Raw genomic sequence first — 16,978 nt, 5'->3', positions numbered from 1 at the left:
TCATCTGCTAGTACTTATGATCATTCACTGAATCATTTCACCATCGAATAAACGCTTAAAAATAACCACTTTCTCGACGATAGGTATCACGCTCATCTTCATCTACTGTGTAAGTCGATTCGAGTTTTACTGGTTCACTACCTATTTTAGTTGAAATTTCATCAATTAACTGTGTATTTTCTTCAATTTCGACTTTCGAAGTCATTTTACTGGTTAGTTTACTTAATAGTCCGTGTAACTCTTCGGCATTCTCTTTTGATATGCCCAGGCCTTCCTCCAGTTCCAATGGTTTTTTCTTTGCTAAAAAGGCAATAACTTGATTCGTATCGTATTGGTCATTATTCAATTCCGTTTTAAATCTTGCCAGTGCATGTTCCTTCATTTTTATCTGCATTCTCTCAATTCCTACTGTATCTGTAGTAACGCCTAATTTATTAGTAACAGACCATAATCCGCCCAACAATCCTCCTTCCTGATTATCAAGTGAATGAAGCTTGGCCCTTCTTGCTTCAGCTAAATTGCCGTGATGAATTTTACAGATATCACGTAATTGGGTAATCAATGCTTCACTCCTGGATTGCAAATCGAGCATTCCAGAATGGGCTTTTTCCTGTTTATCGACTAGAGAATTTCTACAGGCACTAATGTCTTCTTTTTGTTTCATACTTTTAACAGAACTATCCAATGTTTTTTCAAGTTGTGTTAAAAGACCAAGACATGCTTTTACGTAAGGTCCTCCTTCCTCAAAGTTGGCTCGGTCGTTGATTCTTGTCAGAGCATCTTTGGTAGATCTTAGTATTGTATCGGTCAGGTTTTGATTGAAGGTTTGTAGTTGCCCTTTTAAACCGTCTAAATCGGACATATCCAAAGGTTCAGGGGATTCACCATGATTTTTGATTCTTTCATTACGAATAAATTCCAGGGTTTCCAGGTAACTGTTAAGCTTGGATGTCATTGATTTTATATCTTCAAAGGTTAACTTCCTGGGTATTTTTACTAACGCTGTAATATCTCTGGTTGTTTTCTCCAGGAGTGCTGTCAGTAATTTGGGTTGAGCGTTTTGTACTCGTTTTTCCAAGGCTTCTATATCAGAGAATTCTACTACTTTTTCTTTATCATCATGTATCCGGGATTTCTCACTGCGCAGGAATTTTAATGCTTCTTTCATGTTATTTAAATCGGACATAGCCTTTATATAGCTGTCAGGATTTAAAGGTTTGAGCTTTTCAAAGTCACCGACTTTTTGTGTCGTTCCATATAGAAGAAATTGATAGTGTTCTCTCGCTTTTTTTGCGGAAACAAGTTCTGGCGAGGCTGGCTTGCTACCCATTTTGGTTGATATTTCATCAATTAATCTTGCGTTTTCCTGTAATTTATCTATCGGAGTAGCTTTTGCGTCTAGTTGCTTTAACAGTCCATGCAATTGCTCAGCATTCTCTTTTGTTATGCCCAAACTTTCTTCCAATTCGGATGGTTTTTTCTTTGCCAGAAATTGAATGAGTTGATTTATATCACTCTTGTCATTGTTTAACTCAGTTTTAAATCTCACAAGTTCTTTTTCCTGTTTTGTCTCAGCTTGACTTATCGCTGTCGTTGTCTTACTAAAGAAACCGTCTAGTATTCCTCCGGTCTTGTTCAATTGCTGTTGCAGTTCTTCTCTCGTTTTGTCTAAATTGTCATGGTGAATATTGCATAGATTGCGTAATTGTGTGATCAGCGCTTCACTCTTGTATTGCAATTGCAGCATTTCTGGATAGGCTTTTTCCTGTTTATCCGTTAAGGAGTTTTTATAGGTGTTAAAATCTTCTTTTTGTTTCATTGCTTTTACTGAACTATCCAGTGTTTTTTCAAGCTCAGCAAAATGATCAAGACATCGTTTTATGTAAGGTGCTTTTTCTTCGAGTGTAGCTGGATCCTTGATGTTATCCAGAGATTTTTTGGCTTCATTTAATAAAATTTGAGCTAAAATCTGACTAACGCCTTGCAGTTGGTTTTTGAGCTTATCCAGGTCAGACATATCCAGAAGCTCAGTGGAATCACCATGCTTCTTGATTCTTTCATTACGAATAAATTCCAAAGTTTCCAGGTAACCATTAATCTTGGATGTCATTGATTTGACATCATCAAAACTAATTGACTTAGGTATTTTTTCAAGTTCTTGAATACCTTTTGTTGCTTCCTCTACAAGTGTAGGGTATAACTTGGGTTGAGTGTCTTGTAATCGCTTTTCCAAAGCTTCAATGTCAGAAAAATCCACTGCCTTTTCTTTATCAGTATGCATGCGAATTTTTTCATTACGCAGAAGGTTCAATTCTTGTTGTATGTTATTTAAATCGGCAATGGCTTTGTTATAACTGTCAAGATTGGCCGGTTTGATTTTCTCAAAGTCGGTGACTCGTTTTGTCACGTCTGTGACAAGTGCTTCATACCGTACTTTCATTTTCTCAGCATCTTGCACAACTGGAGTAGTGGTTGCACGTTGCAGGGACTCAAGATTTCCGGTCAGCTCTTGCTTGACACCCGTGATTTGCCCTCTTAACTCTTGTCCTATTCCCTTGGCCTTAACTATTTCCTTTTCTGTGGGCAGTTTATTGAGCGCTTGCAATGCCTCTGTGGCATTTTGTTTATCCAGTGCTTCATTGCATTCCGTGAGGGCTGGGATAATCTGGCTTTGCAGCATGATTCTCTTTTCAATCTGTTGCTTTAATACATCGATTTGAGCTTTGGCTCTAACCGCTTCTCCTGATTTAAAAGCAGACCATTGCTTATCAGTAGGGAATTTTGCCAAGGCTTTTTGCATCATCTCCATATCGTTTGTTCTAAGAGCAATATGGCATTCCTGTAAGACAGGGATGACGTGTTGGTTAAGAAAATCTCTGCGTTCAGGTGATATTTTATTGTCACTGGTTTCCAGAGAAAGACGATGAGAGATTCTATCAAAAACCCCTTCTCTAAGAGGTAATTTGGCTTGTCTTACCATCTCTGTTCTTAGATTTTTTAGTTGTTCATCGATGTTATAGGTGCCTTTGTCCTTTTCAATGGCATCCAATGCCTGAGTGACTTTCTCTTTTTGCATTTTCATGAAGGGCTCAACCGCATAGCCGCTTTCATGTCGTGGTATAAAGTCAGGGCTTTTTACGGCAACCAAGCTAATCACGTTAGGATTGCCTTTATTCACTGCTATAGGTATCAAGGCAACGTCATCAGGTAGATAGACGGAGTATTCATTCTCACCACCTACACCAATTCCACCAACTCGTTTCGCATTTAGTAAACCATCCGGATCTTCAATGTCTAATCTTATGTTGTTTTCATTATCCACCCCATTGGTAAAAAATGTTCCGGCATTTTCATCGATCGTGGTGCTGGAACATGTTCTTGCCAGTAAATGAGAGAATTGATTGATTTTTATTTGTTGGTATGTTTTAGCTGAAGGATCAGAAAATAATCGAATGGTAGTATTCGCGATAATCGCTTCAGATTGATTTAATATGTTCTGAGTGATGTCTGGTGGTAAATTCATCAGACCTTTATGAATTTTTGTTGGATGTGTTTGTGATATTTTTTTACCAAATTCAGGCTCTTGAATATCTGACAAAGCTTTAAAGGTAGAGGGTATCATCAGGGCTGAAATCAAAACCTCTTTGAATGAAGAGCCAGTATCTCGTCCTTGAGCGACAGCATTAAGCCTCCTATAGTACCAGGAACCATCTTGCATCATATGTATGAGGGCCATCTTGATAGAATGTTCAGGGGTTTTTCTGATATTTTGCTCATCCACTCGATAGTTTTCTGACCATTCTTTACCAATGGCGCGACGCGATACAGGTTCTTCTCCTGTCTCGTGAAATTCTGTATTCTTTTCATGCTCCATCAGTTTATCGATATTTGATATATCCTTATCATTTAATAATGATCCTACTATTGCCATGTCGCATTTAGCCAACAAATCACGGAAAAATTGTTCTTCCAGTTTTTGGCCATTAATGAGCACATGATCGTCTTGAATGGAGTCAGGATTAGCCAGTATTTCTCTAATGATGCCAGCCGCAGCTATCTCATCGACATTAGGTTCTCTCCTCGTTATTTTTTCACTCGGTTGAACAGCACCCTTTATGGGGTCAATTTTTGCTTTATGATGAGTTTTTTCTAATTGTTTTAAACAATGTTCGACGTTGGTTTCACAAAGCCCCCTGTTTTTTGAACTGAGCGCTTCTTGAGCTTCCATCACTGATAATTTGGCATATGGATTTTCTAATGTTGTACTGTGGCCTGGGTAATTTCTTCTTACGTCAGGTAATTTATAATAATCATCAACAGTCATGAAGCGTTGCCCAGGCTTCAGTTCATATTTGTTTTTATCAACTCGCTTTAACTCACCTTCTGTCGCTTTAGAGTCTTTTGGAATAGGAAGTCTTACTGGTTGATCATTTTCCATTAAATAACGGTCAGTTGAATAAGGTATTTCGTATTCCTCTTTACTATGAGGATCGTTTCCTTGAATCATTTCTCCAGTGGCTCTAAAGAATTCTCTTTGTATCGCAAAAACTGCTTCAGCTCCCTTCTGGCCTACTTTCTCAGCAAGTATTTTATAAAAGCTTTCCAAGGCTGGTTCAGGGGGGACTTTACATCTTGTTAAATCTACCATGTGACATTGGTTAACTAACATGTGCTCAGGAGTGGCTCCCCACATGTTTTTTCCATCCACAGTTTTTACATCTTCAACTATGTTGGCATAATGCTCTACTTCTTTATCATCCTTGAAAACATCTGGTATTAATGTAGATTTGTTTTCCGTAACAAACTTCATAAAAGCTTCGCGGCTTAGCTTATGGTAATGCTTATAATTTTCAGAATCTGATTCCTCTCCCAGACGTCCAGCTACAAAAAAGGATTGAGCAATCATTATCTTTTTTAAATCATTGGCGGTCACATCAGCTAGTGTACGCCCATCTGGAAAAACTCGTAACTTTTCTCCTCTTAATACAGCCTTGCGGGCTTCTTCAACAATCACTTCGGCATAAGCCATTGTACGTAAGGTATGCGCAAGACCATGGTTTCCTCTGTTTACTCTGATACCACCAGGATAGGACGGTTCAGATTCCATGCGTCCTTTTTCATAGGGTTGACTTAAATAATTCTTGTTAGCGAACTCAATAGCCTGTCGGACTGTTGGATCTGTATACAATGAAAATCCTTGCATATCCGGTAGAGATTTACTTGTTATTCCAGTAGGTTTTACTGATGTCTCTTTAGAGGTGTTATCTTTCACCGGAGGAAACACGGAAGGTATATCAATATGTAAATCTTTTTCAGTAGCTTGTCTTAATGCTTTCGCATCAGGTTGAGGATCACTTGCTGGAAATTTATCAGCGACAGCCCTTAACCAGCCGGTAATTTTCAGATAACCATTGTCGGTTAATTCATCCTTCATTGCATCCGTGGTGATTTGACCCAAGGTTTCTAAATTAGGAGGATTATCCTTGTTAAGTTCAGAACGTGCTTTTAGTCCAACAGAAGCTACCCAATATCCGCAGAGTCCCCTGTTTAATCCGGGGTCATTGGGGATAACAGAAAGGGTAGAGCCCTCAGGCAATTGAGTGGTTAAAATATCTTGGTAGCCTTCACCTGAAATTTTACCCATTGGATCAAAGAGATGGTATTGGTTGCCTGAGCCTTTGATTAACATGATCCAGTGACCGGAGTCTCTCTTAGGCCCCACCCCTGTTAACACAGGCATAAAACCTTGTTTATCGAGAGCTTCTTTATCAATAGTAGGTACTCCATTATAAATAGTACCGCTTTTAATCTCGGAATGTCCCATCCGTGCAAAAATAGCATGCATGCCTTCTTGAGTTAACTCTACTCCTTCTACATATTTAGGCATTTTACTTTCTCCCAAACGGATCTTTATACTTACAAATACTGGCTCTAATAAGATGAGAGTATTCTTATGTTGAGAATATTCTTATGTTTTATTTCATTATAGGACTACAGTATTAAGAAAGTATTAAGTGTTTAAAAGGGAGGCAACATGTTGAGTTGATAGCTGGAACAGAAGTGGGTGGTTTTCTCTTATTTCTCTTATTTCTCTTATTTCTCTTAAAGTACAAGTCAGAAAATGCAGAAGTCTATCCTGTCTTATAGACCTCTCCATGGGAATGGCATGGTTTCAAAGAGTCAGGTGCAGGTTGTTCGTCTTATCGCAAACGTTTATCAGTAGTACTTTCGGATTCCGGTTTTTCAGAATCGATATCCGATTTTTCTGATAAGTTTTTACGCGCTTCCCGCCAGAATCGTTGAATGGTTATTGCGGCATTAGTTTTGGCGACTGCTTGAAAACGCGAATCATAGGAGTCAGTTGGTACAGAGGGATGCTTAAGTTTGGCCTCTTCGTAGTAGGACAAAACCAATCTTTTCTGAAAATGGCATCCTGGTCTTGCAAGGTCAAGAAGTTTGGCAACTGCTTCAAAGCAGGAATTGGCATCAGTTTTGATCTCACCTGAAAGTATTTTTTCGACTTGTTGTAATTGTTTAAAAAATTCTTTATCAAGTTGCATGGTTCCTTCCATCAGTGTCACAGTGGCATAGAGCAGTTTTTCAAGTTCTCTTAATGGGCTTTCCCTGTTATATCCACCCAAATCCTGATGAACACCATCGACAGACAATCCAACACCAGAGACTAGTTTATCAGTGAATTCATATTCTGGTTCACCAGAATAAAGACTGTATTGTTCCATTTCAATTGCATCTTCATCCAATTTGGAATAATCAGGCGTCATCCAGAATTGTGTTTGTCTGAAATGTTTTTCAATATTAGCGCGCTGTTTTAGTAGTGTTAGTGCTCGCGATTGGGGTATCCCAGTCATGATATGAATGGCCTCTGCACAACTTGAAAACATGACGTTTGCCAATTCTCGCCATACGGCTTCTTTCTTAGGTTTATCTTTCGTGTCTCGAGTGACTTTATCCCCGTAGCTGCCAAGTGTTAACTGAATAACCAGCAAATACTCTGCTATGGTATTGAGATACAAATAATTACCAAATAATCGGCGCTTGCCGGTGAATAAAGAGTTGGCTGTGCCAGATGACTTGTCAAAGAAGGTTGGGTGGTAACCTCCTGTGAGCAGTTCGGAAAAGTAATGTTTTGTGAAATCAGATGAAGTGAACAGGCTTGTTATAGGCATACTGTCTCCCAAATCAGCCAGACCACTGCTGCGCAAATTGACATATTCCACGGCTTTTTGCCATTTATCAATGCGCCCTAATTGGAACTGTAAAACATTCAAGAGTTGAACCAATGCCTGGTATCTTCCTTTGTCTTCGCGTTCGTCTTCATCAAAATGAGTATGGAAGATGTCAGCCAATTGGGGAAACACAATACCTTCACGTAATAGAACAAAGAGATCGTGTACATTTGTTTTAACAGAAGTTGTCAGCTGCTCCAAGTCCTGATGTTCATCATGCAAGTAAGTGAAATAAGAGAGGGGGGCTTTGTAAACATACACTTCAAGGTCTTTGGAGTCGTCTATTAAGGCTTTAAAACGCTCAAAATTTGATGATTCCTTACTTATTTCCAAAATCTCTGATTTTTTAACGGAGTATTGTCCCAAAGGTTGTGGTAATTCGCTGTGTAAATCCAAACGACGTTGATGCTTAAGCAAATAATCTGCCATTTGAAATTCTTCTTCTAATGTGGATTTAGGCTCGCCTTTTTTTTGTACCTTGACCGCAACAACATCATTAGGGGGATTGCTAAACAGTAAAGTTCTGCCCTGGATACGTAATAATTGACTGCCAGACATAGGATAACGAAAAGACAAATCAATAGGTCCTTTTGCCTTTTTATAATGATGATCTGATGAAAGAGTTACTTCTTTAGGTTCTGTTCGTAACAAGAGATTATCGGTCAGAGTGGAATGATAAAAACTTGTAGTTAATCGTTCACGAAACATGGGATTAAAGCTGGAGTCCTTATCATAGGAATGAGCGAGCCATGCTGTATAAATTGAGTTAGGGAAGAGAAAGACAGAGGAATCCCTAAATTTTTGTACGAAGGCGCTTTGGTTTTTGGTTAATGGTTCCTTATGATGCTCATGAATTAATGCCAGCATGAAATTGGAATGAGCGCGATTATTTTTTAAATAATGTATGATGGGGTATTCACTTTTTTCAATGAACTCATTGATCATCTTCCATACATGCGGTTCTTTAGAGGCAAGGTAAGCGCCTAATGGTTTGGCTAAAACCAGTATCTGATTTTTTTTAATTCCATCAGTTTCTGAGTTGGCAAGCGATCTTAGAAAGAGATAGTGAGAAGCAAGTTGTTGTGATGGAAAAGAGTTTGTCTTGTTGTTTTTGATGAATTGATCAATGGAATCGAGATAAATCTGGACTAATTCATTTCTGGTGGCTTCAAAAGGAATTTCTTTTAATGGAATAGAATGCCCACTTAATACCTTCACAGGCGGTGGCAGAGAGGAGTCATGAGTGCTTGTTTCACCTCGCCGGGCAAAATAATATTGTTTCACGTGGCTATCCATTATTGTTTCTTTAGGACTCTTTTGTTTAGTAGTGCCTGTAGTCGTTTCGGTTTTTGTCTGGTGCTTTTTTTGTTGGTCAGGAGCGATTGTTTCTGGTTTGACAGAACCCATCAGTTGGGTAGGAACAACCGTTTTGGTTTTGATTGAACTCTCTTCCTGGGTGGTGTCAGTGGTTTTGATTTTTGCTGAAATATCGGTAGCTTCCACCGCAGTCTCAGGTGGATTATCTTCAGATTGATCAATGCCAAAAAAATCAAGTACTTTCTTTATAAAACCAAACATACTGCGTCCTCATGACTTCGAAAATTATTGAATAAGCTGCCTTATTACCTCTGTCATAGTTGTGCTTTTTTTTCCAAAACCTCTGTATTTTCATCGTCTCTTTTTTGATTTGAAGGACAACACCAAAACACATGTTTAAGGAGAGATACCAGGAAAAACTCTTTTGTTTTGGGAGGCTCTTCTCTCTTAGTGATTTGCTGGGGCAAAGCGATTACTTCCTCGACATCATAGTCTTCCTTTTCTTTTTCTTTAACCTGGTGATACCAATCGGGTGTTTCTATTTTGACTAAAGCATCATAACAGCCATCCACCGAAAATCCAGCCCGGGCAGTTTTTTGAGCATCGGCTTCCTGACCTTCTACTTCAAGAGGTCCTACTATCTCAAGTGCTCTGTCGACTCTATCAGACTCAATGCCCAAATGAGACCATTCCGATGAACTGATATAAGGGACAGCCTCGCCAGTGGCTGCAAAAAGGCTGCGTGCATAATGCATAATATCTAAACCGTTTTTGCGTCCAAATAACTGAATCAAGGTTGGTACGATACCTGAAACACCGCGTGAATGACCTATAAATACTTCTACGGGGCTTTTACAGCGCATTAAATCGATCATGTGCGATAAGTGGATGAGATAGCCTTCAGCAGTCTCATCAAATCGATCACCTATTCGGTCTTCGATGCATCGAGAATAAAGAGTAATTTCTTTTTCTGAAAAGAGATGAGTCAAATGCTTACGAGCATATGCTTCGAATTGTTTAGCGCCATACAGATGATAACGGTGATAAGCATCACCATAGGATGCCTCGCTTTCGCGTCCAGCCACAAAGAATAATTGCGCGATATTAAGCTTTTTAAGGTCTTGCACACTCAGATCAGCGATAGTGCGTCCGTCAGCACATCGATGAGGGTGTGGTTGTCTTTTGGCTGCTTCATACATTAATTGGCTATAAAAAACAGTGCGCATGGTATGAGCTAAACCATGAATGGGGCGATGAAGTTTCTGATCTTCTATCGTGATGAATCGCTGTAAATTATGCCCTGTACCTGTAGCACGAGTGGCATAAGGGGTTTTATGATTGTATTCCCATTCCGGGCCTACCTCAGTGTAGGGTTTGGATAATCTTTCCTGATAAACATATTCTGCTACTTTTAACACGTCTGGATCTAAAATTATGGGCACAATAACCACCTTTTGATTAAATTAAAACATAGCATTCTTTAATGCTACAACACGATTAATTATCATTCAATATAGAAGTTTATCATTCCTTAAAATAAAAAGCTGGGGGCTTGATGGGTAAACAAATAACATGATGTTTTGTCTTCTCATCTGCCACAGCTTTGCGCTATTCATTAAATCATTGAACAAGAACTTCAAAAATACTCCTTAGAAACGATACCCCATATCATCGCTTTCTTCCTCAACTATTGTGATGGTATGATCTTGTTTTATTGGCTCCTTACCTATTTTAGTTGAGATTTCATCGATTAGCTTTTCAACTTCCTGGAGTTTATCGGTTGATGCCGTTTTAATCTCCAATTGTTTTAGGAGTACATGCAATTGTTCGGCATTCTCTTTTGATATTCCTAAAGCTTCTTGCAATTCAGACGGACTTCCTTTTGCTAAAAAGGCAATGACTTGATCCGTATTAAGCTTGTCATTAGTAAGTTCTGTCTTAAACGCTCTAAGAGTTTGCTCCTTCATTCTAATCTGCATTTTTTCAATGTTCACAGTGTCTGTAGTAATACCTATAGTATTGGTTACAGTCCATAAACCACCCAAAAGTCCCCCTCCCTGACTATCCAGTTGTTGAAGTCTCACTCTTCTTGCTTCAGCTAAATTATCATGGTGAATTTTACAGATATCGCGTAATTGCATAATCAATGCTTCACTCTTGTATTGTAATTGCAGCATTTCTGGATAAGCTTTTTCTTGCTTATCAATTAAAGCGTTTTTATAGGTACTAAAATCTTCTTTCTGTTTCCTTCCCTTGTCTGAATCATCCAGTGTCTTTTCAAGTTCTGCTAAATGATCAAAACATTGTTTGATGTATGGGGCTTCCTCTTCAAAAGTGGCTGGATCTTTAATTTTGTCTAGAGAACTTTTAGCAGTACGTAATAGGATATCAGCCATGCTTTGATTATAAGTTTGCAGTTGACCTTTTAATCCATCCAAATCGGACATATCCAGAGGATCGGTAGATCCAGCATGCTTCTTGATCCTATCATTACGAATCAACTCCAAGGTTTCCAGGTAACCATTCAGTTTGGATGTCATTGATTTGATGTCATTAAAGGTAATCTTTTCCGGTATTTTTGTTAATTTTGCAATATCTTTGGACGTTTGCTCTAAAAGTTGAGTTGGCAATTTGGATTGAACATCTTGTAATCTCTTATCCAATGCTTCAATGTCAGAAAAATCAACGGCCTTTTCTTTATCAGTATGCATGCGAATTTTTTCATTACGCAGAAGGTTCAATTCTTGTTGTATGTTATTTAAATCGGCAATGGCTTTGTTATAACTGTCAAGATTGGCCGGGTTGATTTTCTCAAAGTCGGTGACTCGTTTTGTCACGTCTGTGACAAGTGCTTCATACCGTACTTTCATTTTCTCAGCATCTTGCACAACTGGAGTAGTGGTTGCACGTTGCAGCGGTTCAAGATTTCCGGTCAGCTCTTGCTTGACACTTGAGATTTGCCCTATTAATTCTTGCCCTATCCCCTTGACCTTACCTATTTCCTTTTCTGTGGGCAGTTTATTGAGCGCTTGCAATGCCTCTGTGGCATTTTGTTTATCCAGTGCTTCACTGCATTCCGTGAGGGCTGGGATAATCTGGCTTTGCAGCATGATTCTCTTTTCAATCTGTTGCTTTAATACATCGATTTGAGCTTTGGCTCTAACCGCTTCTCCTGATTTAAAAGCAGACCATTGCTTATCAGTAGGGAATTTTGCCAAGGCTTTTTGCATCATCTCCATATCGTTTGTTCTAAGAGCAATATGGCATTCCTGTAAGACAGGGATGACGTGTTGGTTAAGAAAATCTCTGCGTTCAGGTGATATTTTATTGTCACTGGTTTCCAGAGAAAGACGATGAGAGATTCTATCAAAAACTCCTTCTCTAAGAGGTAATTTGGCTTGTCTTACCATCTCTGTTCTTAGATTTTTTAGTTGTTCATCGATGTTATAGGTGCCTTTGTCCTTTTCAATGGCATCCAATGCCTGAGTGACTTTCTCTTTTTGCATTTTCATGAAGGGCTCAACCGAATAGCCGCTTTCATGTCGTGGTATAAAGTCAGGGCTTTTTACGGCAACCAGTGTAAAGATATACCGATCTTCTCCAGTGTCTGTTTTTCCTTCAAGAGTTACCTTGGTTGGTACTAAAGCAACATCTTCCGGTAAATAAACGGAAAATTCATCTTCAGACCCAGCCATATGAGTTCCTACTTGCTTGGGATGCAGCAAACCATCGGGGTCAAGCATTTCAAAGATGACATTGGAGCCCCAGATATCTGTTAAAAGCTTCATGTTTTTGGTTGTACTGGCACAGGTTCTGCCCGACATTTGGCTGAAATCATTTAACTTGATTTGTTTGAAGGCTTCAGCAGAAAGATCAGTAAACAGCGTATTTTCTGTATTGGCAATAATGTTATTGGCTTGATTGATTAATTTATTGGTAAATTCTTGTGGCAGATTTAATCCACGATACAGTTTTTTCGGAGCTGGGACGTGAGATGTATCCATTAATGACTTATTAGTCAATGGCGTCATTAAGGTGGTAAAGAGCACCTCTTTGAAATTGGATCCTTTATCCCGATTTTGTGCGATGGCGTTGACTCGGCTAAAGTACCATGCGTCATTTTGCATGAGGAAAATTAAATCATGCTTCATTTGAGTGACATCACCACCTTTGGTTCTTATTCTATTTTCCCAAGCGTCTCCAATTTTCACTGGAACTGCTTTGGGGTCGGTAGAGTGAAACTCGGTATTTTTCTCGTGTCGCATTAGAGTATCGATATTCTTGATGTCGGTGTCATTGAGCAGTGAACCTACAACAGCCATATCGCATTTCGCCAGCAAGTCACGGAAGAATTTTTCTTCCAGTTTTTGGCCATTGATGAGCACATGATCATCATGTATGCAATCTGGATTGGCCATGATTTGCTGAATGATGCGGGCAGCCGCAATTTCATCCACATTCGGTTGTCTTCTCTCTTTATCAGAACTGGGTTGCAAGCCATTTTTAATGGCATCTGTTTGTAGTTTTGAACGAACTTTTTGGATAGCCCCCATACATTTTGCCGGATCTCGCTCACATTCTCCTGCAAATGGTGTTGGTAAATAATAAGAGGTTCCTTCCAAACGTGTTTTATAGCCAGGATAGGTTTGCTGCACATCAGGAAAAGCGTAATATTCTTTTATGGTTAGGAATCGTTCATTATCTTTCAGTTGATAGTTGCGACCTACAGGTTTTGGTAAGTCTTTTGTAGATTTTGGTTCCTTACCCTCTACAATAACGTATTTCTCGCCATTAAAGGGATTTTCATAAGGTCCGCCTCTGCTGGGGTCATCGATTGCTTCAGGGTTTACTAGAGGAACAACGGCGCCAGTGGCAAAGAAAAAATCTCGATGGGCTTTAAGAACGGCCTCGGCTCCTTTCGAACCGACGGTACCCTTAAGTGTATTGTAGGTGCGTTCCAATGCGACTTCGGCAGGCGCTTTAACTCGCATTAAATCAACCATATGCCCTTGATTTATGAGGATATGTGCTGGAGTAGCATTCCAATCATGATCTTTATCGAGAATAATTGCGGCGTAGAAATCGACTTCTTTTTGATCTTTAAAGATTTTACCAATGAGCTGGTTGTCTTCAACGTATTTTCTGAAAGCTTGCTCGCTTTTCTCATGATATTCCGCATAGAAGTTTCTCTTGTGGAATTCATCATATCCTGAGCGTTCGTCGTCTCTTCCTACCACAAAAAAGGCTTGTGCGATGAGAATTTTTTTCATTTCTTCTGGTGTTACATCAGCCAGAGTCTGGCCATTTTTTGCTTTACCTAAAGTTTCTCCTCTCAGTTGTGCTTTACGAGCCTCTTCTATCATCACCTCGGCACAAGCCATTGTGCGTACGGTATGGGCAAGGCCATGATTTATCCTGCTCTGCTCGTCTGGGGGGATGCGTCCTTTTTGGGGATCCTTTGGATCTTTTAATGGGCCAGGATATTCTTTGTTTAAATACTCTTTATGCACATAGTTTATGGTTTCAAGAACATCATCGTCGCTCTCTAATAATTTACTGTCTAAGGAATGTTTGGGAGCTACTTGTGGTGCAGTAGGTTTTGTAGAGACTTCCTTTGGAGCCGTGTCTTTCACTGGAGGAACAGGAGAGGGAATCTCTATGTGTAAATCTTTTGCCGTATTTTCTCTTAATGCTTTCGCATCAGGTTGGGGAGCACCTTCTGGAAATTTATCAGCGACAGCTTTTAGCCAGCCGGTAATTTTCGGATAACCATTATCGGTTAATTCATCCTTCATTGCATCCGTTGTGATTTGACCCAGGGTTTCTAAATTGGGAGGATTATCCTTATTGAGTTCGGAACGTGCCTTTAATCCAACAGAGGCGACCCAATAGCCGCAGAGTCCCTTGTTTAATCCGGGGGCATTGGGAATAACAGAAAGGGTAGAAGCTATGGGTAATTGGGCTAATAAAGTATTTTTATAGCCTTCGCCTGATGTTTTACCCAGTGGGTCAAAGAGAAAGTATTGATTACCGGGCCCTTTGATTAACATGATCCAGTGACCAGAATCTCTTCTGGGACCTACCCCAGTTAAAACGGGCATGAAGCCTTGCCTGTTCAGGGCTTCTGTGTCAATAGTCGGTACTCCATTATAAATGCTACCGCTGGTGATATCGCCATGTCCCATACGTGCAAAAATAGCATGCATACCTTCTTGAGTTAATTCAACCCCTTCTACATATTTAGGCATTTTACTTTCTCCCAAACTGATGTTTGTACATGCAAATACTGATTGTAATGGATACGAATATTCACACTTTGTATACTTATTATAGGATAATAGTTTTAAGGAAATATTAAGTGTTTAAAATTAGACTCTTGTTTTTTCTGATTTGGGAATTAAAAGACAAGTAAAGACTTGCTATTTTAAAAACAATTCGGGAGGAATTGATACGATGATATAAGAGTTTAATGTTTTAATAGTTATAAATTTTCTTAGGATTATATTAGCAGATTAATAGCAGATTAAACGTGGTATATGGTTACTTTATGCTTGTATGAAACCTTCTGATTGGTGTGTCCAGTAGTTATAATAGGCTCCTCTTTTTTCCAATAATTCGGTATGTGATCCATTCTCGATGATCCTGCCATCTTCTAAAACAATAATTCTATCCATTGCTTTGAGCGTTGATAAACGATGTGCGATGACCAGAGCGGTTTTATCTGTTAATAAATTTTGTAAGCCATCTTGAATTGCCTGTTCAGTCCTGGAGTCTAAGGCCGATGTTGCTTCATCAAGTAACAAGACAGGCGCATTTTTGAGAATAGCTCGAGCAAATGCAATACGCTGTCTTTGTCCTCCTGATAATTTTACACCTTGCTCGCCAATAATAGTGTCATACTGTTGTGGCAGTTCAGAGATAAACTCATGGCAGTGTGCTTTCTTTGCAGCTAAAATCACATCTGATTTATTAAAATTATTGCAACCGTAGGTGATATTATCGTAAATGCTACGATGAAAAAGTGTTAAATGTTGTGGTACTATTGCAATCTGTGAACAAAGTGATTTTTTAGTGTAATTATTTATAGGTAAGCTATCTATTGTAATCACACCTTTTTCTACATTGTACAATCGCATCAATAACTTAAATAATGTTGTTTTACCAGCGCCTGAACTACCAACAATTCCAATTTTCTGCTTTGCTGGAATTGTCAAATTAAAATTTAGAAAAATTGGTTTTTGATTGGGATAGGCAAATGAAATGTTATTAAATTGAATCTCACCTTTATTAATTTGATGTATTTGAGTATTGGCTTTATCTGCTATTACATGTTGATCTTCCAACAAGCTCAGCCCTTCATTTAAACGCCCGGCATTATTAACGAAATCGAGAAAGCATTTCCCAAGGCTACTTGTGAGGCCTGCAATAGCAGTGACTGACGTCATAACAAAAACGATATCTCCCATACTGACATAACCGTAATCATACCCGACCACTGACCCTATCAAAAAGAAAGCGACAAGGATATTCATAGCAATGTGTTGTACCAGCATGACTTTGCTCATGTGACGCTGCAAATTACGATCATTTTGAACCATATCCTGAATGTCTTTATCCAGACTATCAAGTTCAAAAGCCATTTCAGCATTGTAGATTACTGTGTGGATATTATTGACCACATCGACTACTTTGCCGTTGACTTTACTATTGGAATTTGCAAGGAGCATCGCTTTATTATTACCAATTTTGGCGGAATGGTATGAATAAATAATCAGTGTGGCTCCCCAGATCCAGAGAACCATTCCAAAATATGGAACGACTAAAGACAATAATATGCCGGTCAGGATAATTGCTAAAGATTGTGGATAAATAATCGTAAACAAATTAAAAATAAGTGGTTCTATGCTAGAGCTGGCATTGGTAATTTTATTTGTTAGATACCCGGAGTGCTTGTCTTCAAAATAACCAATGGATTGATTGCCCAAATGATTAAATAGTTGTTTAATCAGATTAGCCTTTTTTTCAGGAATACTGATTAGTGAAAACAAACCATGAACGTAATATCCCAAGCTTCGCAAAACATGAATTGAAACATAAAGAATTAATGAGGTTAAGACTAAGCTAAAGATGTCAACATGTTTAGGATTTTGAAATTTTATTTCATCTATGATTTGCCCAAGTAAGTAGGACATATAAGGTAGGGTAAATGCCCAAAAAAGGCCAAATAAAATAAAAAATGTTGTACTCCAGCGATGTTCTGCCATATATGAGAATAAAATTTTTGAGAAGATTGGTGGTTTATTGCGGCCGGATAAACTACGATTGTTTGGAGCTACAGGCATAGCATTTCCTTCATATTTTAAAATTTCTTCCGCCTCATCTGTTAGAGTGACCTCAATTTGTTTACCAAAAAC

Annotated in this window: 5 protein-coding genes; all 5 read right to left on the bottom strand. The window is 38.9% G+C overall.

Annotated features, from left to right (window positions below):
• Positions 1 to 55: 55 nt before the first annotated feature.
• Complete coding sequence (locus tag OQJ02_RS10755) at positions 56 to 5,887, bottom strand: SidE phosphodiesterase domain-containing protein (RefSeq protein WP_265719037.1); 5,832 nt, start codon at positions 5,885 to 5,887, stop codon at positions 56 to 58.
• Positions 5,888 to 6,200: 313 nt separating this feature from the next.
• Positions 6,201 to 8,825 carry a T4SS meta-effector polyglutamylase SidJ gene (gene sidJ / locus OQJ02_RS10750; RefSeq protein WP_265719036.1) on the bottom strand — a complete coding sequence of 875 codons (2,625 nt, stop codon included), beginning with the start codon at positions 8,823 to 8,825 and terminating at the stop codon, positions 6,201 to 6,203.
• A gap of 53 nt (positions 8,826 to 8,878) precedes the next feature.
• Complete coding sequence (locus OQJ02_RS10745) at positions 8,879 to 10,006, bottom strand: SidE phosphodiesterase domain-containing protein (protein WP_265719035.1); 1,128 nt, start codon at positions 10,004 to 10,006, stop codon at positions 8,879 to 8,881.
• A 207-nt stretch (positions 10,007 to 10,213) separates the two neighbouring features.
• Positions 10,214 to 14,812, bottom strand: coding sequence for a SidE phosphodiesterase domain-containing protein (locus OQJ02_RS10740; protein WP_265719034.1), 4,599 nt, complete (start codon positions 14,810 to 14,812; stop codon positions 10,214 to 10,216).
• Positions 14,813 to 15,109: 297 nt separating this feature from the next.
• Complete coding sequence (locus tag OQJ02_RS10735; RefSeq protein ID WP_265719033.1) at positions 15,110 to 16,906, bottom strand: ABC transporter ATP-binding protein; 1,797 nt, start codon at positions 16,904 to 16,906, stop codon at positions 15,110 to 15,112.
• Positions 16,907 to 16,978: the final 72 nt, after the last annotated feature.

Origin of the sequence: Legionella sp. PATHC032, assembly GCF_026191185.1 — a bacterium.
Classification (GTDB): domain Bacteria; phylum Pseudomonadota; class Gammaproteobacteria; order Legionellales; family Legionellaceae; genus Legionella.
The sequence above is the reverse complement of the archived record's forward strand: the minus strand, read 5'-3'. Positions and strand labels throughout refer to the sequence as shown.

Coding starts and splice junctions, on each gene's coding strand:
- OQJ02_RS10755 (WP_265719037.1), bottom strand. CDS start 5,887: ATGCCTAAATATGTAGAAGGAGTAGAGTTAACTCAAGAAGGCATGCAT.
- sidJ (WP_265719036.1), bottom strand. CDS start 8,825: ATGTTTGGTTTTATAAAGAAAGTACTTGATTTTTTTGGCATTGATCAA.
- OQJ02_RS10735 (WP_265719033.1), bottom strand. CDS start 16,906: ATGCCTGTAGCTCCAAACAATCGTAGTTTATCCGGCCGCAATAAACCA.
- OQJ02_RS10740 (WP_265719034.1), bottom strand. CDS start 14,812: ATGCCTAAATATGTAGAAGGGGTTGAATTAACTCAAGAAGGTATGCAT.